The organism is Azospirillum sp. TSH58, from assembly GCF_003119115.1.
Taxonomy (GTDB): domain Bacteria; phylum Pseudomonadota; class Alphaproteobacteria; order Azospirillales; family Azospirillaceae; genus Azospirillum.
This window is the reverse complement of sequence record NZ_CP022364.1, coordinates 1490461-1516938: the sequence shown is the minus strand read 5'-3', so window position 1 is coordinate 1516938 and position 26478 is coordinate 1490461. Positions and strand designations below refer to the sequence as shown.

Genomic DNA, 26478 nt, shown 5'->3' with positions numbered 1-26478 from the left:
CCCGCCCCGATCCCGCCGGCCTCCGGCCCGGATGGCCGCTACGCCTCCGGCCCGCCGCGCTCCAGGATCGCGACGAAGGCGTCGACGACATGCGGGTCGAAATGCCGGCCCGACTCGGCGCGGATCAGATCGATCACCGCCGCCAGTTCCCACGCCTCCTTGTAGGGGCGGCGGTGCAGCAGGGCGTCATAGACGTCGGCGACCGCCACGATGCGGCCCGACAGCGGGATGGCGTCGCCCGCCAGCCCATGGGGATAGCCGGTGCCGTCGAACTTCTCGTGGTGGCTCTCGGCGATCTCCGCCCCCATCGTCAGGTAGTTGCGCCCGCCGACCGGACCGGAGGCGTCGCGCAGGATGCGCCCGCCGATGGTGGCGTGCTCGCGCATCTGGGTGATTTCCTCGGGGTCCAGCTTGCCGGGCTTGCGCAGAATGCGGTCGGGGATGGCGACCTTGCCGACGTCGTGCAGCATGCTGGCCAGCCCGATCAGCTCGCAGAAGCGGTCGTCGGCGTCACCGCCGCCGGTGCCGCGCGCCTGGAGTTCCCGCGCGATGGCGGTGGCCCAGCGGCCGATGCGCCGGACATGCTCCCCGGTGACCTCGTCCTTGTACTCGGCCAGCTTGCCCAGGGCGTGCACCGTGGCGATCTGGGCGAGGCGGAGCTGTTCGTAAAGGGACACGTTGTCGAACCCAACCGACATCCGGGAGCAGAAGATCTCCACCAGCCGCCGCTCGACCTCCGGCAGGCCGCCGTGCCCACCGATGAACAGCGCGCCGGGGCCGGGGCTCTGGGTCTGGAACAGCGCCACGCTGTGGTCGTCGCGGTGCAGGCTGCGGCCCCGGGCGAGGGCGGCGGCGATGTCGGCGCAGGCCGCGCCGGGCAGCACGGCGCTGACCGGCCGGCCGGCCGCCTCGGCGAAGACGCCGGTCCCGCACAGCACCTCCGCCTCCCGGGTCCGGCCGTCCGGCGCCGCTCCGTCCGGATTCGGACCGGGCGGTACCGCGCAGAGGAAGGCGCCGGCCGCCCGCGGCAGCAGGGCGGCGACGCGCTCCACCACGCCGACGGCGAAGCGGTCCATGGAGCGCTGTTCGAACAGGGCGCCGGCGGCGTCGACGATGGTCTCCAGCCCCTGCCGGTTGCGTTCGATGGCGTCGATGTGCTGGTAGGAGCGCAGGGCGGCCACCGTGGTGGTGAACAGCTTCTGGGCGGTCAGCTCGCTCTTGGCCTTGTAGTCGTTGATGTCGTAGTTGACGATCACCTGCCGCTCCGGCGCCTGGCCGGGCTGGCCGGTGCGCAGGATGATGCGGACCTGCCGGTTGCCCAGCACCTCGCGGATGTGGTGGACCAGCCGCAGGCCGGCGTCCTCCGTCTCCATCACCACGTCCAGAAGGACGGCGGCGATGTCGGGATGGTCGCACAGGATCGCCTGGGCCTCGCCCCCCGAATGGGCGGACAGGAAGTGCAGGCGGCGCCCGTCGAAGGTGACGTCGTTCAGCACGACGCGGGTGATCGCGTGCACCTCCGGATCGTCGTCGACGATCAGCAGCTTCCAGGGGGCGGCGGCGGGGCCGGAATTCGCGGACGACGGGTCCGGAGCGTCCTCGTCGGCGAACAGCAGGTCGTCGTCCTCGCCCTGGCCCCAGCCCTGGATGTCCGACATCACCGTCGCTCCCCGCCCCGCCCTGCGAAGCTGCATGGCTACAATTCGATTCTCTTTTTCAACGTTTGTCGCGGTTCGTGTCAACCGCTCCGGCGTCTCTGCGCACACGACTGCAGGCGAAGGAAGGCTGCGGCGCGTTGTCTTCCCCCGTTCCGGCTACCGCCAAAGCGCCCGCCCCGGCGCGTGTGGAGGGGTTGCGGACCGCCCCGAACGGGTGATCATCCGGGGGAAGGCGCGAGGCTGACAACGACGAAAACGACGGGGGAAGGCCATGATTCCGGACGCTTGGGACATCGAACTGCGCGAAGGGGCCACCAGCGTGGCCCGCCATCTGATCGAGACCGGCTGCGTCCGGTACGACCCCGACCATCTGTGCCGCCACGGCTCGGGGCTGGTCAGCCCGGTCCATCTGGAGGGGCGGCGGCTGTTCTCCTACCCCGCGGTGCGCGAGGAGGTGCTCGACTTCGCCCTGCGGATGATCGGGCAGGAGATCGGCGACGGCGAACTGGACGCCATCGCCGCCGCCGAGGGGGCCGGCGTGCCCTGGGCCGCGCTGATCGCCGACCGGATGGGCCTTCCCCTCGTCTTCGTGCGCAAGGAGGCGCCCGAGGGGGAGCAGGATTACAAGCACCGGATCGAAGGGCGGGTGGAACCGGGCTGGCGCGTGCTGCTGGTCGAGCAGATCGCCGCCGACGGCCACCGCAAGGTCCGCTTCGCCCAGCCGCTGAAGGAGGCGGGCTGCGACGTGCGCGACCTGTTCGTGCTGTTCCAGTACGGGATCTTCGACGAGATCCAGGAGCATCTGGCCCCGCTGGGCATCACGATGCACGCGCTGGCGACCTGGTGGGACGTGCTGGAGGTGGCGAACCGCGGCCATTACCTGGACGCGCAGGCCCAGGGCGAAATCCACGCCTTCCTGCACGATCCCAAGCGTTGGACCGCGGAGCATCAGAAGCGCCGGAAAAGCGAAAAGGCGGCCTGAGGCGGGGCGTTCCCCCTCCGCCGCGCCGGGCGGGGGAGGGGGGGCGGCGTCACGGTCCGGCGACGCGGACCCAGGGGTGGCCGGCGCGCGCGGTCTCGCCGCGGCGGGCGGCCAGGACGGCGGCGGCGTAGGGCACCGCCAGCAGAAGCTGAAGCCCGGCCCAGGACAGCGCTTCCCAGTTCGGGCTGGTCCACACCACCTCGTGCAGCGCTTCCATGAAGGGAAGCTGCCCGTAGATCAGCGACTCCATCGGCACCACGCCTTCGGCCAGCACGGTCAGCGCCGCGCCGAGCAGCAGCAGGACGGCCAGAGCCGTCTCCAGCGGCAGGCGGCGGACGGCGCCGCACAGGCCCTTCGCCGGGGCATCGGCCACCGGGACGGCGGGGCGGAACAGCCCGCCGATCCCCCAGGCGGCCAGAGCCCCCACGCCCTGCGGACGCCGCGCGGCGCGCATGGCGCCGAGCGCCAGCAGACCGAGCGCCGGCAGGGCGAAGTACCAATTGGGGAAGTCGCGGTAGCGCCCGTCGAACACGATCAGGAAGCTCCAGACGAGCCCCAGAAGGGCGAGCAGGACGGCAGAGGCCTTGCCCACCGTCTCCAGCCGCGACAGCGCCGGACGGCCGCGCAGCGGCGCCAGGGGCTCCAGCGCCAGACCGCCGCTGCCCAGCGCCCGCCGGGCGGCCAGCAGGACGGCCATCGACAGGACGGCGGTCGCGGCCAGCATGACGACCGACAGCGCCACGTCCTGCGGGTAGTGCTTGCCGTGCAGGGCCCCCCAGACGGCGTGGACGAACAGGGTGGACAGAGCCTGCGCCAGGACGGCCAGGGCGGCGAAGGCCCCGGCGGTCAGCGGGCGGCCCCGCAGCGTCAGCCCGACGACCAGAAGCAGGGCGAGGCCGGAGGACACGCCGAACAGCATCGGCCATTGGCGGTTCTCCACCACCGGCCCGGCCAGGGCGAACTTCGCCTGACGGTCGGCGGTGTAGAGGCCCCAGTGGCCGCCCACCGTGCCTTCCAGCTTGGCCTTCCAGCCCTGGTCGAAGGCCTCGATCACGTTGTAGTCGAAGCCCTCCTGCTCGGCGAGGCGGACGAAGCCGTTGACGAACTTGGCCTTGTTGACCAGCCCGGTGACCGCGGCGCCGCGCGACCGGCCCTCCGTCGGCCAGCCGGTCTCGCCGACCAGGATCGGCTTGCCGGGGAAGCGCTGGGCGATCGTGCGGTAGCTGCCGCGGATGCGCTCCATGGCGCCGGCCACGTCGGTCGGCACGTCCTCCCAATAGGGCAGCAGGTGAATGGTCAGGTAATCGACGTGATCGGCGATCTGCGGGTATTTCAACCACCATTCCCAGACGTCGGCGTAGGACACCGGCTGCTTCACCGCCGCCTTCACGCGGTCGATGTAGCCGGTCACCTGCTCCGGCGTCAGCTCGCGGCGCAGCAGCACCTCGTTGCCGACGATCACGCGGGTGATGACGTCCGGGTAGCGGTTGGCGAGGTCGATGAGGGAGGCGACCTCCTTCTCGTTCTTGTCCAGCCGGGACGACAGCCACGCCCCCATGGTGACCTGCATGCCGTGGCGGCGGGCCAGCTCCGGCACCACCTCCAGCCCCTCCAGCGACGTGTAGGTGCGCACCCCCGCCACCTGCGGGGCGAGCGCGGCCAGATCCTCGTCGATCTGCTCGGTGCTGGGGAATGTCTGGGTCAGCGGGCTCTGCCCGTCGCGGAAGGGCGCGAAGGACACGCTTTTCAGCTTGCCGCCGGGCGGCGGGTCGAGCGGCACCGGCTGGTTCGGCAGCGACCAGACGGCAAAATTCGCGAGGCCGGCCACGAGCAGCACGGCGAGGATCGTGATGAGGCGCATGGAGGGGATGTCTACACCAAATGCGGGATCGGCAAAACGGTCTGGCGAAAAGGAAAACGGGCGCGCCCCCGCGAGGGAGGCGCGCCCGTCAAGGACCGGTCTGGCCCGATGGGCCGACTGGAGTTGATGACGTGCCATCGTCACGTCCCATCAACGAACCACGGCCCGCTTTATTCCAGCGATTCCGCTCAGCGCTCCACAAAAGCCTTTTCGATCACGTAATGACCGGGTTCGCCGTTGTGGCCCATGGAGAAGCCCAGCTCGTTCATGATGCCGCTGGTCTCGTCGAGCATGGCCGGGCTGCCGCAGATCATCACGCGGTCGACCTCGCGGTCGAAGGGGGCCAGCCCGACGTCCGAGAACAGCTTGCCGTCGCGGATCAGGTCGGTGATGCGGCCCTGGTTGCGGAACGGCTCGCGCGTCACGGTCGGGTAATAGATCAGCTTCTGCTTCACGTCCTCCCCGAAGAACTCGTTCTCCGGCAGGACGGTGTTGATGATGTCGCCGTACGCCAGCTCGCCGACCGTACGCGTCGTGTGCGTCAGGATCACCTTGTCGAACCGGGCGTACATCTCCGGGTCCTTGATGATGCTGAGGAACGGGGCGAGGCCGGTGCCGGTGCTGAGCAGGTACAGGTTGCGGCCCGGCAGCAGGTTGTCGGTGACCAGCGTGCCCGTCGCCTTGCGGTTGACCAGCAGCGTGTCGCCTTCCTTGAGGTGCTGGAGGCGCGAGGTCAGCGGGCCGTCCTGCACCTTGATCGAGAAGAACTCCAGCGTCTCCTCATAGCTGGCGCTGACCAGGCTGTACGCGCGCAGCAGCGGACGGCCGTTCACCTCCAGGCCGATCATGGTGAACTGTCCGGGATCGAAACGGAACGAGGGATCGCGCGTGGTGGTGAAGCTGAACAGCGTGTCCGTCCAGTGGTGAACGCGCAGGACGCGCTCATGAATCAGATTGCTCATGGAATCCGCAGGTCCGTTTCGGTGACCGGCATGCTGTGGCCGGTGTCGTTTCAGAAGCCAAGCCGTGCCGCATTGCAGCACATTTCTTTAACAACAAATTCGTCAACAGACCACTAATTTATACCAACAATTTTGTTGTGGCTTTTCGCTTACCACAAGACGATATCGCGGAATAGCCGGCCCTACTCTCCCGCCGGCGGGGCGAAGAGATAGGGCGACAAACCCCGCAGATTCTCATCGACAATCAGGCGATGGTTCAGCGGCGGGAAGGCGCGCTGCGAGCAGTCCAACCGCGGACAGAGCCGGCAATTCACACCGATGGGCGTCGCCGCCTCGGTGTTTTCAAGATCCACACCGTCCGCATAGGTGATCTGCGCGGCGTGCTGGAGATCGCAGCCCAGCGCGATGGCGAACTGCTGCGGCGGGCTGCGGAAGCCGCCGCCGGCCTTCACCACCGTGCGGGCGATGGAGAAGTAGGTGGTGCCGTCGGGCATCTGGGCCAGCTGGCTGTGGATTTTTCCCGGCGTGCGGAAGGCCTCGTAGACGATCCAGCGGGCACAGCCGCCGCCGAAGCGCGCCAGATGGAAGCCGGCGCCGGAAAAGCGCTTGGACACGTTGCCCGCGCTGTCCACCCGCATCAGGAAGAAGGGAACGCCCTTCGCCCCCGGCCGCTGCAGCGTGGTCAGCCGCTGGCAGACCTGTTCGAACGAGGCATCGAACCGGCGCCGCAATATTTCGATGTCGTATCGAACCTGATTGGCCGCCTCCCAGAAGCGGGCGTAGGGCATCACCACCGCCGCCGCGAAATAGTTGGCGAGACCGATGCGGGCCAAGCGCCGCGCCTCGTCCCCCGTCAGACCGGACGACTCGACGATCTGGTTCAGCAGGTCGCGGTGGCGCAGCAGGGCGATCTGGCAGGCGAGCTGGAAGTTGCGCCCGGACGGCGCCAGCATCTCCGACAGCAGGATGCGCCGCCCGTGCCGGTCGAAGCGGCGCACCGCGTAGCCCATGATGTCGGAGGGCAGCAGCCGGACGCGGACGCTGTGGTTGTTCAGCAGGTAATCGGTCAGGCCGCGGTACAGGTCGCCCTTCTCCAGCCGGCCCTCCTGCCACAGTTCCTCCGCCGCCGCCTCGAGATCGGCGAAATGGTTGGAATGGGCCTGGAACAGGTCGCGCACCTCGTCCTGCGGGAAGGAGGAGGTCTGGACCAGATGCAGCTTCTCGCGGTCGGCCACCCGTTCCGACAGGGTCTGCAGGTCGTCGCGGCTGGTGCGGAAGGCGCGGTAGAGCGCCACCACCGCCTGCCCCAGCGTCGGGGCCACCGCCGCCAGTTCGCGGAAGTCCTGGTTCTTGATGTCCGAGCCGTCGAACAGCGGGTCGGCGAACACCTCGCGCAGCCCGGCGACGAGGCGGCTTTCCTCGTCCTCCGCGAAGCTCTGCAGGTCCACCCCGAAATTCTGGCCCAACTTCAGCAGCAGCGGCACGGTGACCGGGCGCTGGTTGTGCTCGATCAGGTTCAGGTAGCTCGGGGAGATGCCCAGCTGCTCGGCCATCTGGGCCTGGGTCAGCCCATGGTCGCGGCGCAGCCGACGCACCTTCGGACCCAGCATCGCCTTCTTGTCCATGACCGCCCCAACTCCAGCTGAGCTGATTTACAATATTTACCGATTTACAGAGCTTTTCAGACAGCAGTTTACAAACAGACCCTTTTACAAACAAGGGCATGTTGCAAGGCAGCGAAGGTCGTTTTAGTTGTTTTGTCAGGGCAGCGCTCAAAAGCAGCGCAACGGTGACGAAAAGAAGGAAAACGACCATGTCGCTCGATGAAAAGACCAAGGCCGCTCTCCGCGCCGCGCGCTTCGAAGGCATCAAGCGCGATTACACCCAGGACGACGTGAAGCGCCTCAGCGGCTCGGTCAAGATCGAGTACACGCTGGCGGAACTGGGCGCCCAGCGGCTGTGGGAACTGCTGAACACCGAGCCGTACATCAACACGCTGGGCGCCCTGACCGGCAACCAGGCGATGCAGGCGGTGAAGGCCGGCCTGAAGGCCATCTACCTGTCGGGCTGGCAGGTCGCCGGCGACGCCAACCTGGCCGGCCAGATGTACCCGGACCAGAGCCTGTACCCGGCCAACTCGGTGCCGGCGGTGGTCGAGCGCATCAACAACACCTTCAAGCGCGCCGACGAGATCCAGACGGCCGAGGGCAAGGGCGACACCTACTGGTTCGCGCCGATCATCGCGGATGCCGAGGCCGGCTTCGGCGGCCCGCTGAACGTCTTCGAGCTGATGAAGGCGATGATCAAGGCCGGCGCCGCCGGCGTCCACTTCGAGGACCAGCTCGCGTCGGAGAAGAAGTGCGGCCATCTCGGCGGCAAGGTGCTGATCCCCACGCAGCAGCACATCCGCACGCTGAACGCCGCCCGTCTGGCCGCCGACACCATGGGCACCTCGACCATCGTGCTCTGCCGCACCGACGCGGAGTCCGCGCAGCTCATCACCTCGGACGTTGACGAGCGCGACCATCCCTTCATCGACTTCGACGCCGGCCGCACCTCGGAGGGCTTCTTCCGCCTGAAGAAGGGCACGGGTGTGGAGCACTGCATCGCCCGCGGCCTGTCCTACGCCCCCTACTCCGACCTGCTGTGGTGGGAGACCTCCCGTCCGAACCTGGAGGAGGCCAAGCGCTTCGCCGAGGCGATCCGCAAGGAGTTCCCGAACAAGCTGCTGGCCTACAACTGCTCGCCGAGCTTCAACTGGAAGGCCAACCTGGACGAGGCGGACATCGCCAAGTTCCAGCGCGAGATCGGCGCCATGGGCTACAAGTTCCAGTTCGTGACGCTGGCCGGCTTCCACAGCCTGAACTACTCGGCCTTCAAGCTGGCCAAGGGCTACGCGGCGCGCGGCATGGCCGCCTACTCGGAGCTGCAGGAGGCGGAGTTCGCGGCGGAGGCCGAAGGCTACACCGCGACCAAGCATCAGCGCGAGGTCGGCACCGGCTACTTCGACGCGGTCGCCACGGCGATCTCGGGCGGCCAGTCCTCGACCACCGCCTACAAGGACTCCACCGAGGCCGATCAGTTCCATTGATCATCCGGTGGGCGCGCCCGGCGCCATTCGCCGGACGCGCCCGCCTCGAACGAGACAGCACTTTGCCCCCGCAAAGTGTGAAAGGGTCATACGGCCGCCCATCGCGGCAGCCTCCCCGGCTCGGGCCGTATGACCGGTTTGCGCCGATCCTCCGGACGGTTGGCTTCGGCCCGCCGCCCCGGTGACCGGTGGTTCCCGATCCGGTGTGCGAGCCGGATCTCTTCGAACGGCTGACGCTATTGACTTCAAACGGCCGGGGGTCCGCCTCCGGCCGCTTCTTTTTTGTGGCGGTCCGTTTTCTGCGACCATTCGTTGTCACACCCCGTTTTCATAGCCGCGCCGTGACGGCATGGCTGACCTGCGCCATCCCAACCGCCACAATCGGGAAATCGTGATTAAGTCTTGAGCGCGACCGCGAAATCGCCGCGCCGGTTGCCCTGCCCGATGGTGGGGAAGCTGCGTTGCAGTGCGGAATAAGCCATTGACTTGGGACCTCGTTGCCGCCACTTGTGTTCCATGCTCACCACAAACCGATCAGGGGCGTAATTGCCCCCCCGCCGGACCTCACGTGACGAGGGCCGGCTGCGGGTCCCATCGCCGCGCAAGATCTTGCGCGGCGTGCGCCGTTTCTTTTCCCCGACGGCGCATTCTCGGCGATGGCCCGCGCATTCTGGTTGAACGATGAAAGGACAAGACAGTATGGATCAACCCCTCGCAGGAAAGAGCATTGCCATTCTCGTCGCCAACGGCTTTGAGGAACTGGAGATGACGGAGCCGCAACGGGCTCTCCTCAAGACCGGCGCTACTCTTCGTACGATTTCCCCTGAACAGGGTCTGGTGAACGGCTGGCACGGCAAGTCCTGGGGCCATTACTTCCCGGTGGACAAGCAGGTCGGTGAGGTTCTGGGTGCCGACTATGACATGCTGCTGCTGCCGGGTGGCGAGCGCAGCGTCACCAAGCTCCAGCAGAGCGCCCACACCCGCCGCATCGTCGGCCATTTCCTGGACGCCGGCAAGCCGATCGCCGCGATCGACCAGGGCATCCAGCTCCTGGCCATCCCGGGCAAGCTGAAGGGCCGCACGCTGGCCGCCCCCGAGGCCGTCCGCGCCGAGCTGGAAGCCGCCGGCGGCAAGATCAGCGACGAGGCCCTGGTGGTGGACAACGTGACCATCACGGCGCTGGGCCATGACGAGCTGGCCGCCTTCGTCGAGCAGGTCGTGAAGGTCTTCTCCGAGGCCGCCGCCGTCCGCAAGGCCGCTTAAGGCCAAGTCCGCGCGCCTCGACAGGCTGCCCGTCTTTCCTGCGGGTTTCGTCTTGTGAGTCCACGGCCGCCGCGCGTTCCGCGCGCGCGGCCGTTGCGCGTTTCAGAGGGGCGCGTTTCAGAGGGGCGCGTTTCAGGGCAGAGCGTTGTTCAGGGCAGAGCGCCGCCGGCCCTCAGAACCGTTGCACACCCCCACCGACCCGGCAGGCCGGGAAGGTCAGCCGCACGGTCGTGCCCGCCCCGACCCGGCTGTCGATGTGGAAGGTGCCGCCGTGCAGCGCGATCAGCGCGCGGGTCAGCGGCAGGCCCAGGCCGGAGCCGCGCTCCGCCGCCCGGTCACGGCCTTGATTATGGCCCTGGTTGCGGCCATGCACCTGTCCGAAGGCGTCCAGCGCCACCGGGATTTGTTCGGGCCGCATGCCGATGCCGTTGTCGGCGACGGTCAGCGCGATGCCGCCGTCCTCCGTCAGTTCCGCACGCACCCGCACGCGCCCGTCCTTGGGTGGGGAGAACTTGATGGCGTTGCCGATCAGGTTGGTCAGCATCTGCCGGATCTGCGAGGCGTCGCCGTGCAGGCTCGGCAGATCGTCGGGGATTTCCATGCACAGCGCCACCGCCGCCTCGCACGCCCGCGGCTGCATCATGCCGAAGGTCAGATCGACCAGCAGGGACAGGTTGCAGGCCTCCTCGTGCAGGTCCATCCGCCCCGCCTCGATCCGCGCGAGGTCGAGCAGGTTGTTGATGAGGTCCAGCATGTAGACGCCGGCCGCCGCGATCTGGCCGGCATACTCGCGGTAGCGCGGGTTGTTCGGCCCCATCATCTCGTCATGGATGATCTGGGCGAAACCGAGCACGGCGTTCAGCGGCGTGCGCAGTTCGTGGCTCAGATGGTGGACGTAGTCGGACTTGCGCTGGTTGGCCTGTTCGGCCTCGTCGCGGGCGGCGCTCAGTTCGGTCTCGCGGGCCTTGAGGTCGGTGATGTCGGCGCGGATGCCGACGGTCCCGCCCTCGTGGGTCCGCCACTCCTCGATGCGGATCCAGCGCCCGTCGTGAAGCCGCACCTCCATGGGAGCGCCGGCTCCGCGGTGCTGCTCGATGCGCCGCGCGATCCAGCCGTCCAGGTCACCGTCCGGCACCTGATAGACGCCGCGCTCCACCCCGCCGCGCAGCACCTCCTCGAAGCTGGCGCCCGGCGTGATGAGGTCGGTGTTGGCGGAGAACAGCTCCCGATAGCGCCCGTTGCACAGCACCAGCCGGTCCTGGGCGTCGTACAGCACGAAGCCCTCGGTGATGCATTCGATGGCGTCGGACAGCAGATGATGGGCGCGCCGCGCCGCGCTTTCCGCCTGCACCCGCTCCGTGACGTTGCGGATGCTGCACATCACCCGGTCGCTGTCCGGCAAAGCGACCAGCCGCGCCTCGAAGAATTTGGTGGCTCCCGTCTGCCCTGCCCCCGTCTGCCCTGCCCCCGTCTGGCCAGCCCCCGTCTGGCCAGGTGGCGGCGGCAGGGAGAAATCCAGGCCGATGACCGTCTGCCCCTCGTTCAGCCGCCCCAGCGCCGCGGCCAGCATCCCGGCGGCGGGATCGGGCAGCACCTCCTGCACGCGGTGGGCCAGGAAACGCTCGGCGGGGACGTTCAGGTCGCCGGGGCTGGCGGCGGCGAAGTCGAGGATGGTGCCGTCGCGCAGCAGTTCGAAGCGGATGTCGGGATAGGCGTAGGACAGCGCGATGAGCTGCTCGTTCAGCCGCATCATCTCCTGCCGGGCGCCGCTGTCGGCGGGCGCTTCCGCCAGGATCAGCCCGCTCGGGCGCGGCGCCGGAACCAGCCGGAGATCCACCTCCAGCGGTATGGTCAGGGGGCGTGGATGGTCGCCCGCGCCTCCACCGTCCGCCCCGCGGCGGCCTGCTCCAGCGCGGCGGGAAATCGGCTGGACAGGCCGACCCGGACGGCGGCGGCGGGCGCGTCGCGCTCCAGGCCGATCAGCGCGCGGGCGGCGCCGTTCAGCCACAGGGTCAGGCCATCGGGATGGAGCAGCCACAGCGGCGTGGCGAGCGCGTCCAGCCAGGCCAACCCAGCCACATCCTCCGGAGCCCTGTCCGGCCCGGCCCTATCCAGCCCGGCCCTATCCAGCCCGGCCCTATCCAGCCCGGTGGGCGCCGCATCGGCGTGCGGGGCGACGGGCAGGGCAGTGGTCATGGGCGGCAACGTGGCAGGTAATGCATAGCGGACATGCTATCAGAGCAAGACAGGGCGTGAACAGGGGCAGGGCGACCGTCCGAACCGTCTATTTCCAGTCCAACCGTGGAAAATGGGACGAAAGGGCGGCGGATCAGTCTTTCGCACCGCAAGAAACCACGGCATCGGCGCTGACACCGGCGCCCATCCATGCATAAATCCTTACCGCCCACCAGAGACATCGCTGCCGATCCACCCCTTCGGAGGACCGCCATGGCCGACGACACCCCGCAAGACGGGCCACAGGACGGCCCCCGGGACATCCCGCAAGACGGCCGGATCCGCGACAAGCTGGTCGCCACCAAGGAGCAATGGGCGCGCGAGGGCAGGGGCCTGACCGGGGAGACCGCCGACCCGGCGCGCGACCGCCTGCCGCCGGGCCAGCGCCTGGTGGAAAGCTGGCCGGTGCTCGACCTCGGCATCCTGCCGCGGGTGAGCGAGGCGAACTGGACCCTGGCGGTGGACGGGCTGGTCGAGAATCCCGTCACCTGGACCTGGGCGGACCTGCAGGCCCAGCCGCGGGAGCGCGTCGTCTCCGACATCCACTGCGTCACCACATGGTCGCGCTACGACAACCGTTGGGACGGGGTGTCGACGCGGCACCTGCTGTCGGTCGTGAGGCCGCGGCCGGAGGCCCGCTTCGTCCTCTGCCATTCCTCGGACGGCTACACCACCAACCTGCCGCTGGAGGCCTTCGCGGCGGAGGACGCGCTGCTCGCCACCGGCTGGGAGGGCCAGCCGATCAGCCGGGACCATGGCGGGCCCGTCCGAGTCGTCGTGCCGAAGCTCTATTTCTGGAAGAGCGCCAAGTGGGTGAAGCGAATCGAGGTCCTGGCGGAGGACCGTCGCGGCTATTGGGAGGTCCGCGGTTATCACAATGACGCCGACCCCTGGCGGGAAGAACGCTACAGCGAGTAGCCTGCGACGGCGCCTGCCATTCCGGTCCGGAAACAATCCCGGCACCAGTCGGCGCAAAGGGATTCCCGGTCGCCGGGCAAGAAATTGGTCGGGCCATTCCATGACGCGACTTCGCAAAATCGTGACGTCTTCCGTCCGATTTGCGCCAGATCATTCCCCTGTTCCGCAATGCTGACGTAGCCGTACGGGCGTCGGGCGACTCACATTCGGACGCAAGGGATTAACCAATGACAGTGGACTCGGTCACGATTGCCCTGGTGGGCAGCGGTGGCGCCGGCGCGATGACCGCCGGACAGATGCTGCTGGATGCCGCCGCCAACGTGGGATGGTACGGATTGATGTCGCGGTCGACCGGCCCGCAGATCCGTGGCGGTGAAGCCGCCGCCCTCGTTCGCCTGTCGCCGACACCCGTTCACGGTCCGGGGGACCGCTTCGACATCATCATCGCCTTCGACTGGCAGAATGTGGAGCGCTTCGCGGCCGAGCTTCCGCTGTCGGACAAGAGCGTCATCATCACCGACCCCAGCCAGGGCGAGGTGCCCGCGGTCCTGGCCGCCAGCGGCGCCAAGCAGGTCGAGCTGCCGATCAAGGAACTGGCCGGGCGCATCCCCGGCGGGCGCGTCAACATGGTCGGCCTCGGCGCCGTCGCGGCGATCGTCGGCCTGCCGCGCGCCGGCATCGACGCGGTGATCCAGAAGGCGCTGGGCAAGAAGGGCGACGCCGCCATCCAGGCGTCCAACGCCGGCATCGACGCCGGGTCCAAGGAGGCCGCCGGCTGGAACCTCGGCCTGGAGCTGGCCGCCCCCAACAAGGAGGGCGCCACCCGCTGGAACATCTCCGGCAACGAGGCCGCCGGCCTGGGCGCGCTGAAGGGCGGGGTGAAGTTCTGCGCCGCCTACCCGATCACGCCCGCGACCGAGATCCTGGAGTGGCTGGCCCCCAACCTCGCCAAGACCGGCGGCAAGCTGGTCCAGGCGGAGGATGAGCTGGCCTCCATCGCCATGTGCCTGGGCGCCTCCTTCAGCGGCGTGCCCTCGATCACCGCGACCGCCGGCCCCGGCCTGTCGCTGATGACCGAATGCATCGGCCTGGGCGTCGCCTCCGAAACCCCGGTGGTGATCGTCGACGTGCAGCGCGGCGGCCCGTCCACCGGCATCCCGACCAAGTCCGAACAGTCCGACCTCAACATCGCCGTCTACGGCCTGCACGGCGACGCCCCGCATCTGGTGGTCGGCCCGACCTCCATCGGCGACTGCCTGTTCACCACCCAGTGGGCGGTGCATCTGGCCGAGGCGCTGCAGACTCCGGCGATCGTGCTGTCCGATCAGGCGATGGGCCAGTCCCGCGCCATCGTCGACAAGCCGGCCGACGCCCCCCACAAGGCCAACCGCCTGCTGGCGACCGATCTCGGCGGCGAGGGCAAGTACCTGCGCTACGCCAACACCGAATCGGGCGTCTCCCCCGCCGCCATCCCCGGCATGCCGGGCGGCGAGCACACCGCCGATGGGCTGGAGCATGCGGAGAACGCCCTGCCGTCCTCGCAGGCGTCGGACCACCAGAAGCAGCTCGACAAGCGCCTGCGCAAGCTGACCAGCTACGACTACGGCGACGCCTGGGCCGACGTCGAGGGCGAGGGCGAGATCGCCGTCGTCACCTGGGGCTCCGCCACCGGCCCGTCGCGCGAGGCGGTGCGCCGGCTGGAGGCCGCCGGCACCAAGGCCCGGCTGGTCGCCATCCGCCTGATCTCCCCGGTCCAGCCGGCCAAGCTGGCCGCGGCGCTGGACGGCGTCTCCAAGGTTCTGGTCGTCGAGCAGACGCACGGCGCCCAGTTCCACAAGTTCCTCCGCGGGCATTACGACCTGCCGGGCAAGGTGTCGGTGTTCAGCCGCCCCGGCCCGCTGCCGATCCGCGCCCGCGAGGTGCACGAGACGCTTCTTTCCCTGATCTGACCGGCCGGAGCACGAAATCCATGGATACCCATCTGACCGACGATGTCGTGGGCCCGCTGCCCGGCGACTACAAGTCCGACGTGAAGCCCATCTGGTGCCCCGGCTGCGGCGACTATTCCGTGCTGGCCGGCATCACCCGCGCCATGGCGACCATGGGGCTGGAGCGCCACGACACCGTCGTGGTGTCGGGCATCGGCTGCTCGTCGCGCATCCCCGCCTACACCAGCGTCTACGGCTACCACACGGTGCACGGCCGCTCGCTGGCCGTGGCGTCCGGCGTGAAGCTGGCCCGGCCGGAGCTGAACGTGCTGATCTTCGGCGGCGACGGCGACGGCTTCTCGATCGGCGGCAACCACTTCCTCCACGCCTGCCGCCGCAACGTCGACATGACCTACATCGTCATGGACAACCAGGTGTACGGCATGACCAAGGGTCAGGCCTCGCCGACCACCGAGGCCGACTGGTGCGAGTCGAAGCTGACTCCGGAAGGGCCGGGCGTCAACCCGATCCAGCCGGTCGCCCTGGCGCTGGCCTGCGGCGCCAACTTCGTCGCCCGCGGCTTCTCCAACAACCCGAACGAGGTCGCCCGCCTCATCGTGGAAGGCGTGCGGCACCCCGGCTTCTCGGTCATCCACATCCTGTCGCCCTGCGTCACCTTCCGCCCCGAGCAGCGCAACTGGAAGAGCACGGTCCATCCCTACGGCCGCGAGCCGACGGACGACCCGAACGAGGCGATGCGCGCCGTCCTTGAGGACGACGGGTTCGGCCTCGGCATCTTCCTCGCCGGCAACCGCCGTCCGTTCCAGCCGGAATCGGCGGCCACCCGCAGCATCGCCCAGATCGAAGAGGGGTTCGCGGTATGAAGACGAAAGTGCTGAACGGGGCCGCCAACGTCGGCCTGTTCCTCGCCCACGCGCTGGCGCTGGAGATCGAGGCGGCGGAGCGCTACACCGAACTGGCCGACAGCATGGAGGCCCACAACAATGTGGAGGTCGCCAAGCTGTTCCGCGATCTGGCCACCTATTCGGGCAAGCACGCCGAGGAGGTGAAGCAGATCGCCCGCGAGTTCGGCCCGCTGCCGAAGGTCGCCCCCTGGGAGTTCCAGTGGGACGCCACCACCGAATCGCCGGAGGCCGCGGCCTTCGAGAACGCCCACTACCTGATGAAGCCGCACCACGCGCTGAAGATGGCGCTGCTGAGCGAGCATCAGGGCAACAACTACTACGCCTCGGTCGCCGCCGAGACCAAGGACCCGGAGGTCGCCCGCCTCGCCCGCGAGTTCGCGGAGGAGGAGGCCGGCCACGTCGCCCTGGTCCGCAAGTGGCTGGAGCGCTACCCGGCTCCGAAGGATGACTGGTCGGACGATCCCGACCCGCCCAACATCTCCGACTGAGACGTCCGAGCGTGGGGCGGAACGCCTTGCGCTTCAGGAACGGGGTGGCCCGGCGCCGCCCCGTTTCCTTTTGCGGCAATGACCGCCGTCACCGCGCGGCCCGGCTGCCCGCCAGTTCGACGAGGCGGATGAACTCGGCCCGCGTGCCGTCGGGGTCGCCGCCGCGGGCGCCGCGCGCCAGATCGGCGATCTGCGCGTAGGACATCGTCTCGCCGCCCCCCGCGCTGCGCAGCTTCCCGGCGAAGGACGCCACCGCCAGGGCGAAACGGGCCTCGGCGGGAGCGGCCTCGACGGAGGCCAGAGCTTCGCGCTTGCGGATGGGACGCTCGATCAGCCGGCTTTGGGACTGGCCGGGCAGCGTGTAGCGCAGGCGCAGGAAACCGAACTCGTCCGCGTTTGCCGCATCCTTGGTCGTCCTGGCCTTGTGGCTGGCCTTGTGGCTGGCCTCGTAGCGCAGCGGATCGACGCCCTTGCCCTTGGCCCCCGGCGGCAGGAACTCATAGAGCGCGGTCACCGCATGACCGGCGCCGACATCGCCCGCATCCACCCGGTCGTCGTTGAAATCCTCGCGGCGCAGCGCCCGCGTCTCATAGCCGATCAGCCGGTACTGCCCGACCAGGGCCGGATTGAACTCGACCTGGAACTTCACATTGTCGGCAACCGGCACCATGGTGGAGGACAGCTCGTCGCGCAGGACCTTCTTGGCCTCCTGCATGCCGTCGATGTAGGCGGCGTTGCCATTGCCCGCCTGGGCGAGCCGCTGCATCACCACATCGTTGAGATTGCCCAACCCGACGCCGAGGACCGACAGGTAGACTCCCGTCTCACGCTTCCCCGCGATCAGCGTCTCCAGCGACTTGGGATCGACGATCCCCACGTTGAAATCGCCATCGGTGCCGATCACCACCCGGTTGACCGCCGCCTTGTCGAAATTCCTCTCCGCCAGCGCGTAGGCCGCCTGGATTCCGCCGTCGCCGGCGGTGAGGCCGCCCGCCGTCAGCCCCTGGATGGCCGCGCGGATGGTTTCCTTGTCCGTTCCGGCGGTGGGCTCCAGCACCACGCCGCTGTTGGCGGCGTAGCTGACGATGGCCACGTGATCATCCGGCCGCAGATCGTCCACCAGCATCAGCAGCGCCTGCTTGAGCAGCGGCAGCCGGTCGCCCGGCGCCATGGAGCCGGACACATCCACCAGGAAGACGAGGTTCAGCGCGGGTCGTTGCTTGCGGGCGACGTCGTAGGCGCGGATGCCGATGTGCAGGATGCGCGCGCCCTCCGTCCAGGGGGATGGATAGACCGCCACCGTCGGGCGGAAGGGAGCGGCGGGCGACTCCGGGCGCGGGTAATCGTAGTGGAAATAGTTGACCATCTCCTCCACCCGCAAGACGGGGTATGGGATGGGGTGCCCTTCGTTCAGCAGGCGGCGGACCACCGCGTAGGACGCCGTGTCCACGTCGGCGGAAAAGGTGGAGACAGGCGCTTCGGTCACCGGCACGAATCCGTTCGGCGATGCCGTGTCGAACCGCCCCGGCGATCTGGCAATCTCCGAAGCGGGAAAGGAAGTTCCGGCGGAGCGGGCCGCAGGGGCCGGCGCGACGGAGGGCGCGGCGGGGTATCCAACCAGATTCTCACTGGAACCGGGCCTTATCGACGACACCGGCACCTGTGGCGTCACTCCGCAAGCCGTCAACACCGTGCCCAGCACCATGACGCCGAGCAAGCCCCCCACCGACGTTCGCTTCACGGAAATCTCCCTCGTTGGATGCCGCGGGTCGCGGCAAACCATCTTGTGATCTGCAATTTTGGAGACTTCTTGTCGGAAAAGTTCGGCTTTTCGGCCTTTTGTCGACAAATTTGTGGCGCAGGGGTTGATTGCGATGGGGGCACTCTTCCCGTCGTTGGGGCAAGATAGCCGACAGCCACGGTAGGGCTTGTCAAAGCCGCCAAAATGCCTCAGAAGCGGGCACTCCCGGCCGGAGCGACGGTGGCGCCGCCGCAACGCAGGCCGCCGCGCTCCGTCCCGCCGTCATCTGGATTTTGCAATGACCTTGGCCGCCGAGAACGAGTTCGTCCCGTCCCCCTGCATCAGCGTGTGCAAGCTGACCGCCGACCGCGCCTACTGCATCGGCTGCCTGCGCACGTTGGAGGAGATCCGCGGCTGGAAGCATATGGACGCCGACCAGAAGCGCGCCCTGCTGGCGGATCTGGAGAACCGGCAGGCCGCCGCCGCGGAGTAGCCTCGCGCCTTCTTTTCAGGAACGCCGGATCAGGCCGCGGCGCCGCCGCGCAGCAGGGTCATGCGGTCGCGGTCGGCGCGGATGCGGTCGAGATGCTGCACCGCCACCGCGGTGATCGGCAGGGGCAGCTCCTTGGCCAGAGCCTCCTCGTAGGCGCGGACGCACTCGCCCTCGCCACGCTGCACCTCGGCGAGGATCGCCTCGCGGTCATGCCCCAGCACGTTGGTCTTCAATTCCAGGAAGAAGCGGTGCGCGCCGCCCATCACGGTGCCGCCCATGTCCGGCGCCCCGCCCTGTTCGGCGACGAGGCGCTGCACCTCGCGCACGATGGCGCCGCGCTGGGCGGCCAGATCGTTGAACAGGGCCTTCAGATCCTCGTCCTCCAAGGCTTCCGCGGCCTGGCGATAGGCTTCGTGGCTGTCCTCGACGATGCGGATCAGATCGTTGAGGGTGTCGACGATCTGGTCTTTTCCCATCATGGCCGGTTCATGTGCCGACATGGCCGCTCCCTCCCCTGGCAGGCTGCCCATCCGCTTGGAAAACCTCCCGCCCCGGTGAAGGTTCCTTGATGCATCCGAAGGGTGCTCCGGTTGGTCGGGCCGCATCGCCCGATGGTGACGAACCACAGCCGCGCCTGTTGTCGGTCCATCCCCAATGGACTGTCCGATAACACAACGAGGGAGAGGATCTGTGGCCAACACCACCAAGGATACCCTGATCGACTGGCTCCGCGACGCCCACGCCATGGAAAGCCAGGCCATCGAGATGCTGGAGCGGCAGGCGGAGCGCATCAAGAATTACCCGGACGTCCTCGCCAAGGTGCAGGAACACATCGAGGTGTCGAACCGGCAGGCCGACCGGCTGAAGCAGTGCCTGCAGCGTCTGGGCACCGACACCTCGGCCATCAAGACCGGCGTCGCCATGCTGATCGGCAACGCCCAGTCGCTGTCCGGCGTCGTGGCGTCCGACGAGATCGTGAAGGCGTCGATCTTCGACTATTCCTTCGAGCATTTCGAGATCGCCAACTACCGCGCCCTGATCGCCGCCGCGGAGCAGGCCGGGGAGCCGGAGATCGCCCGCATGCTCCAGCCGAGCCTGGACGAGGAGCTGGAAATGGCCGCGTGGCTGGAACAGCGCCTGCCGCAGCTCACCAAGACCTATCTGGAGCGCCGGGAAACCGCCGGCACCGCCGAAGCGAAGCGCTGATCATCCCAACGCATCGCCAGGACCGCGCCGGGGCACCGTCCCCGGCGCGGCTTCCGTTCGTCAATGCAGAGCCAGGACCGACCGCCGGCGAACCGCCGGGCGGGCGCGCCACAGGCTGAGCAGATGGCCCGACAGCGTCATCGCGTCCGACGCCAGCCCGAAGGCCGAGCCGGCCAGCGCGTTGTGGCCGGCCCCCACCACCGTCGAGGACAGGAAGAACAGCCGCATCCGCCCGACCGTGCCCTGCCAGCGCCCGATGGTGCCAAGAATGAAGCCCGTGGCCGACAGGGCGGACATCGGTCCCTGCCACGTCGCCGCCGCGACGGCCAGCGCCGCCGGGACGGTCAGGGCGAACAGCACGCGCAGCCAGCGCGGGCGCCGTTCCGGATAGGCGGCGGCCATCTGCACGAGGCCGAGCGCGCACATCAGCATGCCCGTATGGGCACCCAGAGCGAAGAAGTGGAGGACGAACAGCGCGCCGGCCCCGGCCTGCGCGGTCAGGATCGCCCGCCGGTCCTGAAGCAGCGTGGACAGGACGCCCAACGCCAGACCGGCAAGCCCGCTCACCGCGACCAGCGACAGGGACGGCAGGTAGTGCAACAGGAAAACCATGGATAACGCCTTCACCCTTCGAAAAATGCTGCGCCGCAGCAAAAGGCCGCGGCGAAGGGGGCGGACGCTAGGCGCGGATGGTTAACCGGCTGTGAATCGGGGTGTGATCAAGAGTGGGCGCGCCGTCCCGCCGCGCCGGTCCGCGATAAGGGCAAAAAGCGTTTAATGCCAACGATCTCGCGACCTGTGACCTGACCATGGGCATACCCCCCTGGTCGGGGGCACCCCATGGGCATTTCACCTTTGCGACGTTTCCCTGGAACGGCCGGGTCGTCATTCTTCGCACCGCAAGATGACACGCCGACAAAAACACACGCCTCTCGACGCCGTGCCTTCCCGAAACGCCGTGCCTGAGACGCCTCCTGGAATAAGACGCTCTGGATGAGATGCCCTATGACCCAGCTGACGAAACGGGACGCCGCACGTCTTCCCGCACCACCCACCTGTTGCCATTGCGGGAAACCCTTGCGGGCCGGGGAACCGCATTGGGCCGGCGATAGCGAGAACCGCCCCTGGCACTATGGCTGCGCCGAGCGGGTCGGCCTGACCATGTCCTGGACGCGGGTTCGCCATCGCCGCGCGATCGTCGCGGGAGTTTGACCGCGCCGCGCTGTTGACCCCTGACCGAGTTTCATCGGCAGGGCTTCCAAAAGGGGGAAAGCATGAAGGGGACACCGCACAGCCTCTGGCTGTCCATGGCCAACCGGTCGGCCAGCCAGGCGATCGGCTTCTGGAGCGGCCTGTTCAACGCCGCCGCCCGGCGCAACCAGACCGCCCTGTTCAACGCCATGACCAAGCCGCCCAAGGCGAAGCGCCCGGCGCAGAAGAAGAAAAGCCGCTGAGGCGAACGCCTGTGCGGCAAACACCAGAAAGCAGAAAAGCCGCCCAAGGGCGGCTTTCTTGTGCAGACTTGAAGGAATGGCGCGCCCGAAGAGATTCGAACTCCTGACCCCCAGATTCGTAGTCTGGTGCTCTATCCAGCTGAGCTACGGGCGCATTCCTGTTTGTCTTCCCGGCGTCGGCGGTGACCGTCCGTCGTCGAGGCGCGCAACTTACTCAAAAGGATTCCGGGCTGCAAGACCTTTTTTCGCCTTTTCACGCGGTCGATTGCCCGGCGATGGGGCTTGCGGTATAAGCGGCGCACGTTTCTTTCGGAGTCCATAGCCGTGCCAGAAGCCGTTCCGTTCAACAAGCACTTCCCGGTGTCGTGGGAGGAGCTTCACCGCAACGCCAAGGCGTTGGCCTGGCGCCTGATCGACAAGGGCCCCTGGAAGGGCATCATCGCCATCACCCGCGGTGGTCTCGTCCCGGCGGCCATCATCGCGCGCGAGCTGGAGCTGCGCATGATCGACACTGTCTGCGTCTCCAGCTACGACCACCAGAACCAGCGCGAGGCGATGGTGCTGAAGGGCGTGGAGGGCGCCAACGCCGGGGACGGTGAAGGCTGGCTGATCATCGACGATCTGGTCGACACCGGCAAAACCGCGGTGATCGTGCGCAAGATGCTGCCCAAGGCGCATTTCGCCACCGTCTACGCCAAGCCGCTGGGCCGCCCGCTGGTCGACACCTTCATCACCGAGGTGAGCCAGGACACCTGGATCCACTTCCCCTGGGACATCGAGCTGCAATTCTCGCAGCCGATCGCCAAGCTGCACCGCGGCGCCTGAAGTTTGCACTCTCCCCTCTGGGGAGAGGGTGGCCCGAAGGGCCGGGTGAGGGGGGTGCTCTTGTGCCGAACGTGCCGTCACGCGCATCCCCCTCACCCTAACCCTCTTCCCCAGAGGGGAGAGGGGACCATGACACTTGACACAAGCCTAACCATCTTGTGTCAACTCTACAGCAGCCCCGCCGAGCGGTGGCGCGGGTCCAGCGCGTCGCGCAGACCGTCGCCCAGCAGGTTCAGCCCCAGCACCGTCACCGCGATGGCCGCCCCGGGAAAGATCGCCTGGAGGGGGGAGGTGAACAGGAAGGTCTGCGCGTCGCCCAGCATCTTGCCCCAGGAGGGCGAGGGCGGCTGGATGCCCAGACCGAGATAGCTCAGCGCCGCCTCGTTCAGCACCGCCACGGCGAACAGCACCGTCCCCTGGACGATCACCACCCCGGCGATGTTGGGCAGCACATGCACCAGCGTCACCGACAGCGGCCCGCGCCCCAGCGCCAGCGCCGCCCGCACGAAGTCCCGCCGCCAAACGGCCAGCGCCGCCCCGCGGGCCACCCGCGCGAAGACCGCGGCGTTGAACAGGCCCAGCGCCAGCACGACGTTCACCGCCCCCGCTCCCAGCGCCGCCGTCAGCAGGATCGCCGTCAGCACCGCGGGAAAGGCGAACAGCAGGTCGCCCAGCCGGGCCACCGCCTCGTCCCCCCAGCGCCCCCAGGCGGAGGCGGCCAGCCCCAGCGGCACGCCCAGCAGGGCGCCCAGCGCCACCGCCGCCGCCCCGACGGCCAGCGAGTTGCGGGCGCCGACCAGGATCATCGACAGCACGTCCCGCCCGAAATGGTCGGTGCCCAGCCAATGGACCGGCCCCGGCGGGCGCAGCCGGGCGACCACCCGCACCTGCTCCGCCGGGAAGGGCGTCCAGACCAGCGACAGCAGCGCCGCCCCCACGACCAGCGCGGTGAGCAGCCCGCCCAGCAGCAGGCTGACCGGCAGGCGCTTCAGCCGTCTCATCCCCCCGATTTTCATGGGCCCCGTCATGCCGTCACCCGCGGGCGCGGGTCGATGGCGGCGCAGGCGATGTCGACCAGCGCGTTGACCGCCACCACCGTGACCGCCAGCAGCACGACGACGCTCTGCACCACGATCAGGTCGTGCTGGCCGATGGCCTGATAGAGCAGGCGGCCCAGCCCCGGCAGGGTGAAGACGTTCTCGACCACCACGGCCCCGGCGACAAGGAAGGAGAATTGCAGGCCCAGGATGGTGGCGACGGGGATCAGCGCGTTGGGCAGCACATGGCGCCGCAGCACCACCCGGCGCGGCAGGCCCTTGGCGACCGCCGTGCGCACATACTCCTCGCGCAGCGTGTCGAGCGCCGCGGTGCGGGTGATGCGCGCCAGGATCGCCGCCTCCGGCAGGGCCAGAGCCACGGCGGGCAGCAGCAGCGCCTTCAAGGCCGGCCCCGCCCCGGCCTCCCACCCCGGAAAGCCGCCGGCGGAGAACCAGCCCAGCCGCACGGAGAACAGCAGGATCAACAGGATGGCGAACCAGAATCCGGGCACCGCGATGCCCATCTGCCCGAAGGCCATGACCGCCCAGTCCCCGGCCCGCCCCTGCCGCCCGGCGGCGAACAGGCCCAGCGGGATGGCGATGCCCGCCGACAGCAGCAGCGCCAGCCCGGCCAGCGGCAGGGTGATGGCCAGCCGGTCGGCGACCAGCCCGGCGACCGGACGCGCGTAGGTCAGGCTGGTCCCGAAATCCCCGCCCAGCATCCCGCCCACCCAGCCGGCGTAGCGGACGGGCCAGGGCCGGTCGAGCCCCATCTGGGCGCGCAAGGCGGCCACCGCCTCCGGCTGGGCGCTGGTGCCCAGCATCACCAGGGCGGGGTCGCCCGGGATCGCCTCCAGCACGGCGAAGACCACCAGCGTGGCCAGCCATGCCGTCAGCGCCAGGGTGAGCAGACGGCGCACCAGGAAGGCGAGCACGCGGGTCAGCCCCCGCGGGGTCCGGTCCGGCCGCGCCGGATCACTTCCACCGGACGCCCGTCACGTCGTTGGCCTGGATCGGGCGGTTGACCCACATGCCCTGCACCGCCGACTTCTGCACGGTGGCCGAGGGCAGCATGAAGAGGAAGCCGTTCACCGCGTCCTCGGCCAGGATGCGCTGCTGCTCGCCGTAAAGGGCGTTGCGCTTGGCATTGTCCTGCGTGCGGTCCAGCTCCGCCCCCACGGCGTTGAAGCGCTCGCTCTGGTAGTTGAAGTAGTAGTCGGGGCGCCCGTAGATGTCGATGTCGAGCGGCTCCGTGTGAGCGATCAGGGTCAGGTCGTAATCCTTGCCCTTGAACACCTTCTCCAGCCACGGCGCCCATTCCATCGGCTCGACCTTCACGCGGATGCCGACCTCGGCCAGCATGGCGGCGATCAACTCGCCGGAGCGGCGGGCGTAGATCGGCGGCGGCAGGCGCAGCGTCGTCTCGAACCCGTCGGGAAGGCCGGCCTCGGCGAGCAGCGCCTTGGCCTTGTCCGGGTCGTAGGGGTAGAGGCCGGTCAGGTCGACATAGCCGGCGCGGTGCGGCGGGAAGTGGCTGCCGATGGCCGCCCCGTTGCCGAACAGCACCCCGTCGATCAGCGTCTTGCGGTCGATGGCGTGGGCCATGGCCCGGCGCACCCGGACGTCGTCGAAGGGCTTGCGGGCGTTGTTGGTGCCGAGGATCGTCTCCCCCTCCGTCGTGCCGACCATGACGGTGAAGGCCCCGTCGTCGCGGAACTGGGGCAGCGCCTCGTAGGTGTCGAACTGCGGGAAGCTGTCGATGTCGCCGGCCTTCAGCGCGGCGACCTGGGCCGCCGGGTCGCTGATGAAGCGGAAGGTGACGCGCTCCAGCGCCGGCTTCGGCCCGTCATAGTCGGGGTTGCGCACCAGCACCACCCGGTCGCCGGCCACCCAGCGCTCGAACTTGAAGGGGCCGGTGCCGACCGGGGTCTGCTTGTTGGCGCCCGCCGATTCCGGGGCGACGATGGCGGCGTCGCCCGACGCCATGTGGAAGAGGAACAGCCCGTCCGGCCGCGACAGGGTGACCACCACGGTCCGCGCGTCGGGCGCCTCCACCCCGGCGATGGCGGCGAAGTAGCCCTTCTGCGCGTTGACCGACTCGGCGCCGCGCGCGCGGTCCAGCGAGAACTTCACGTCCGCCGAATCGGCGGCGGTGCCGTCGTGGAACTTGGCGCCCTTGCGCAGGTGGAAGGTGTAGGTCAGCCCGTCCGCCGACACCTCCCACTTCTCGGCGAGGCCCGGCACCACCTTGCCTTCGGCGCCGATGCGGGTCAGCGGCTCGAACAGGTTGGCGTAGGTCACCTCGTCGATGGCCGCGGCCGCCCCCGCCGTGGGGTCGAGGTGCGGCGGCTCCAGCCGCATCCCGACCACCAAGTCAGTACGGGCCAGATCGGCGCGGGTGGCCGTCTGCGCGAGGACCGGACCGGCGGCCAGCGCGCCGGCCAGCCCGAGGACCGCTCCCATGGTGATGGCGAGCGCGGCGCGCCTCTGGCGGTTCGGCATGACGGCTGTTTCCCCCAATCGTTGTCTCGGCGCGGGATGATGCGGTGAAGCCCCGCCCGAGTTCAAGGCCGCAGGCAGGCTTTTCCGCTCAGGCTTCCGCCATGAAGGCGCCGTACTGGCGGGAAATCGCCTCGACCGCCGTCTCGAACAGGCGCTTGCCATGCTCCGGCGAGGCGAGGCCGGGGGCGGAGCCGATGCGCCCGTCCGGGTGGCGGCGCCGGAAGTCGCGGGCGTCGTAGAAGCCGCCGGGCGAGGCGGTTTCCGGGTCCATCGCCGCCGTCTTGATCGACTCGGGATAGGCGTACTGGGTCAGCGACACCTCGCTGGGCGTGGCGTGGGAGCCTTCCTTGCCGCCGAACAGCTCCCGCGACAGGCGGCCGATCTCCTGGTTCTCCCACCAGTTGACCAGGGTGCAGCGCAGTTCCGGCGCCTGCCGGCCGCGCAGGGCGCGGTTCTCCGCGTAGATCTCGTAGAAGGCGGCGCGGACCGACGCGACGTTGCCGCCATGGCCGTTGACGAAGAAGAAGCGCTCGAACCCATGCTCGGCCAGCGACATCACATAGTCGCGCAGCAGGGCGATCAGGGTGGAGGGCTTCAGCGTCATGGAGCCGGCGAAGTCCATGTGGTGCACGGCCATGCCCACGGGGATGGTCGGCCCGACCATGGCCCCGGTGGCGTCGCCGACGCCGCGGGCCACGACCTCGGCGCAAATGGCGTCGGTGCCGATCAGGCCGTTCGGCCCATGCTGCTCGGTGGAGCCGATGGGCAGGATGATGCCCTTGGAGGTCTTCAGGTAAGCCTCGGCCTCGGCCCAGGTGCTGAGAAGAAGCTGCACGGTCTCTGACCCTTGGTTTGTGTTTTGCTCTGGGAAGAAGTGTAGGGCAGCACCGCCCGCCACCCAAGGCCGC

The 26478-nt window shown here is 68.8% G+C and carries 24 protein-coding genes and 1 tRNA gene; 11 read left to right on the top strand and 14 right to left on the bottom strand.

Annotated elements, in window-relative coordinates; translation table 11 throughout:
* Positions 1 to 38: 38 nt before the first annotated feature.
* Positions 39 to 1694: a DUF3369 domain-containing protein gene (locus tag TSH58p_RS10675; protein WP_247874022.1), complete on the bottom strand. Its 1656-nt coding sequence runs from the start codon at positions 1692 to 1694 to the stop codon at positions 39 to 41.
* Between the two features lie 235 nt (positions 1695 to 1929).
* Here TSH58p_RS10675 and TSH58p_RS10670 point away from each other — a divergent pair, with 235 nt between their 5' ends.
* A complete protein-coding gene (locus TSH58p_RS10670) occupies positions 1930 to 2640 on the top strand; it encodes an orotate phosphoribosyltransferase (RefSeq protein ID WP_109069868.1) in 711 nt (236 codons plus the stop codon).
* A 49-nt stretch (positions 2641 to 2689) separates the two neighbouring features.
* On the opposite strand, the gene TSH58p_RS10665 is transcribed toward TSH58p_RS10670, so the two are convergent.
* The 3 genes from TSH58p_RS10665 to TSH58p_RS10655 form a co-directional block, all read right to left on the bottom strand.
* The gene (locus TSH58p_RS10665) at positions 2690 to 4501 is read right to left on the bottom strand and encodes a glycosyl hydrolase family 17 protein (RefSeq protein ID WP_109069867.1); all 1812 of its coding nucleotides are present in this window, start codon (positions 4499 to 4501) and stop codon (positions 2690 to 2692) included.
* A gap of 188 nt (positions 4502 to 4689) precedes the next feature.
* On the bottom strand, positions 4690 to 5463 hold the full coding sequence (locus TSH58p_RS10660; protein WP_109069866.1) for a ferredoxin--NADP reductase: 774 nt from the start codon (positions 5461 to 5463) through the stop codon (positions 4690 to 4692).
* A gap of 182 nt (positions 5464 to 5645) precedes the next feature.
* Positions 5646 to 7088, bottom strand: coding sequence for a short-chain fatty acyl-CoA regulator family protein (locus tag TSH58p_RS10655; RefSeq protein ID WP_109069865.1), 1443 nt, complete (start codon positions 7086 to 7088; stop codon positions 5646 to 5648).
* A 188-nt stretch (positions 7089 to 7276) separates the two neighbouring features.
* Here TSH58p_RS10655 and aceA point away from each other — a divergent pair, with 188 nt between their 5' ends.
* Positions 7277 to 8554: an isocitrate lyase gene (gene aceA / locus TSH58p_RS10650; protein ID WP_109069864.1), complete on the top strand. Its 1278-nt coding sequence runs from the start codon at positions 7277 to 7279 to the stop codon at positions 8552 to 8554.
* Between the two features lie 699 nt (positions 8555 to 9253).
* Positions 9254 to 9817 (top strand): DJ-1/PfpI family protein, encoded by a 564-nt coding sequence (locus TSH58p_RS10645; RefSeq protein ID WP_094301285.1) that lies wholly within the window; start codon positions 9254 to 9256, stop codon positions 9815 to 9817.
* Positions 9818 to 9989: 172 nt separating this feature from the next.
* On the opposite strand, the gene TSH58p_RS33915 is transcribed toward TSH58p_RS10645, so the two are convergent.
* Together TSH58p_RS33915 and TSH58p_RS33090 are read right to left on the bottom strand one after the other, a co-directional pair.
* The gene (locus TSH58p_RS33915) at positions 9990 to 11654 is read right to left on the bottom strand and encodes an ATP-binding protein (protein WP_109469221.1); all 1665 of its coding nucleotides are present in this window, start codon (positions 11652 to 11654) and stop codon (positions 9990 to 9992) included.
* A 14-nt stretch (positions 11655 to 11668) separates the two neighbouring features.
* Positions 11669 to 12013, bottom strand: coding sequence for a hypothetical protein (locus TSH58p_RS33090; RefSeq protein WP_162600033.1), 345 nt, complete (start codon positions 12011 to 12013; stop codon positions 11669 to 11671).
* A 252-nt stretch (positions 12014 to 12265) separates the two neighbouring features.
* Here TSH58p_RS33090 and TSH58p_RS10630 point away from each other — a divergent pair, with 252 nt between their 5' ends.
* The 4 genes from TSH58p_RS10630 (at position 12266) to TSH58p_RS10615 (ending at position 16312) form a co-directional block, all read left to right on the top strand.
* Positions 12266 to 12970 (top strand): sulfite oxidase-like oxidoreductase, encoded by a 705-nt coding sequence (locus TSH58p_RS10630; RefSeq protein ID WP_199230115.1) that lies wholly within the window; start codon positions 12266 to 12268, stop codon positions 12968 to 12970.
* Between the two features lie 227 nt (positions 12971 to 13197).
* On the top strand, positions 13198 to 14919 hold the full coding sequence (locus TSH58p_RS10625; protein ID WP_109069862.1) for a 2-oxoacid:acceptor oxidoreductase subunit alpha: 1722 nt from the start codon (positions 13198 to 13200) through the stop codon (positions 14917 to 14919).
* Positions 14920 to 14939: 20 nt separating this feature from the next.
* Positions 14940 to 15782, top strand: a complete 843-nt coding sequence (locus TSH58p_RS10620; RefSeq protein ID WP_014239059.1) for a 2-oxoacid:ferredoxin oxidoreductase subunit beta — start codon at positions 14940 to 14942, stop codon at positions 15780 to 15782.
* Positions 15779 to 16312 carry a ferritin family protein gene (locus TSH58p_RS10615; protein WP_109069861.1) on the top strand — a complete coding sequence of 178 codons (534 nt, stop codon included), beginning with the start codon at positions 15779 to 15781 and terminating at the stop codon, positions 16310 to 16312. The genes TSH58p_RS10620 and TSH58p_RS10615 overlap by 4 nt, the downstream gene beginning before the upstream one ends.
* An 88-nt stretch (positions 16313 to 16400) precedes the next feature.
* On the opposite strand, the gene TSH58p_RS10610 is transcribed toward TSH58p_RS10615, so the two are convergent.
* The gene (locus TSH58p_RS10610) at positions 16401 to 18017 is read right to left on the bottom strand and encodes a von Willebrand factor type A domain-containing protein (RefSeq protein ID WP_256380063.1); all 1617 of its coding nucleotides are present in this window, start codon (positions 18015 to 18017) and stop codon (positions 16401 to 16403) included.
* Positions 18018 to 18351: 334 nt separating this feature from the next.
* On the opposite strand from TSH58p_RS10610, the gene TSH58p_RS10605 reads away from it, so the two are divergent.
* Entirely contained in the window at positions 18352 to 18546 is a 195-nt protein-coding gene (locus TSH58p_RS10605; protein ID WP_109069859.1) for a DUF1289 domain-containing protein, read from the top strand.
* 29 nt (positions 18547 to 18575) lie between these two features.
* Here the strand turns inward: TSH58p_RS10605 and TSH58p_RS10600 are convergent, their stop codons facing one another.
* Positions 18576 to 19046 (bottom strand): PA2169 family four-helix-bundle protein, encoded by a 471-nt coding sequence (locus TSH58p_RS10600; RefSeq protein WP_109069858.1) that lies wholly within the window; start codon positions 19044 to 19046, stop codon positions 18576 to 18578.
* A 190-nt stretch (positions 19047 to 19236) separates the two neighbouring features.
* On the opposite strand from TSH58p_RS10600, the gene TSH58p_RS10595 reads away from it, so the two are divergent.
* Positions 19237 to 19752 (top strand): ferritin-like domain-containing protein, encoded by a 516-nt coding sequence (locus tag TSH58p_RS10595; protein WP_109069857.1) that lies wholly within the window; start codon positions 19237 to 19239, stop codon positions 19750 to 19752.
* A 60-nt stretch (positions 19753 to 19812) separates the two neighbouring features.
* Here TSH58p_RS10595 and TSH58p_RS10590 read toward each other — a convergent pair whose 3' ends face one another.
* Positions 19813 to 20364 (bottom strand): YgjV family protein, encoded by a 552-nt coding sequence (locus TSH58p_RS10590; RefSeq protein ID WP_109069856.1) that lies wholly within the window; start codon positions 20362 to 20364, stop codon positions 19813 to 19815.
* Between the two features lie 662 nt (positions 20365 to 21026).
* Here TSH58p_RS10590 and TSH58p_RS10585 point away from each other — a divergent pair.
* On the top strand, positions 21027 to 21206 hold the full coding sequence (locus TSH58p_RS10585) for a hypothetical protein (RefSeq protein WP_109069855.1): 180 nt from the start codon (positions 21027 to 21029) through the stop codon (positions 21204 to 21206).
* 77 nt (positions 21207 to 21283) lie between these two features.
* Here the strand turns inward: TSH58p_RS10585 and TSH58p_RS10580 are convergent.
* Positions 21284 to 21360, bottom strand: a tRNA-Arg gene (locus TSH58p_RS10580).
* A gap of 170 nt (positions 21361 to 21530) precedes the next feature.
* Here TSH58p_RS10580 and gpt point away from each other — a divergent pair.
* Positions 21531 to 22031: a xanthine phosphoribosyltransferase gene (gpt, locus tag TSH58p_RS10575; protein ID WP_109069854.1), complete on the top strand. Its 501-nt coding sequence runs from the start codon at positions 21531 to 21533 to the stop codon at positions 22029 to 22031.
* Between the two features lie 167 nt (positions 22032 to 22198).
* Here gpt and TSH58p_RS10570 read toward each other — a convergent pair whose 3' ends face one another.
* The 4 genes from TSH58p_RS10570 to TSH58p_RS10555 form a co-directional block, all read right to left on the bottom strand.
* A complete protein-coding gene (locus TSH58p_RS10570; RefSeq protein WP_247874021.1) occupies positions 22199 to 23032 on the bottom strand; it encodes an ABC transporter permease in 834 nt (277 codons plus the stop codon).
* 23 nt (positions 23033 to 23055) lie between these two features.
* Positions 23056 to 24003 carry an ABC transporter permease gene (locus tag TSH58p_RS10565; protein WP_109069852.1) on the bottom strand — a complete coding sequence of 316 codons (948 nt, stop codon included), beginning with the start codon at positions 24001 to 24003 and terminating at the stop codon, positions 23056 to 23058.
* A gap of 40 nt (positions 24004 to 24043) precedes the next feature.
* Entirely contained in the window at positions 24044 to 25570 is a 1527-nt protein-coding gene (locus TSH58p_RS10560; RefSeq protein WP_109069851.1) for an ABC transporter substrate-binding protein, read from the bottom strand.
* A gap of 88 nt (positions 25571 to 25658) precedes the next feature.
* The gene (locus tag TSH58p_RS10555) at positions 25659 to 26405 is read right to left on the bottom strand and encodes a creatininase family protein (protein ID WP_109069850.1); all 747 of its coding nucleotides are present in this window, start codon (positions 26403 to 26405) and stop codon (positions 25659 to 25661) included.
* Between the last annotated feature and the right edge of the window lie 73 nt (positions 26406 to 26478).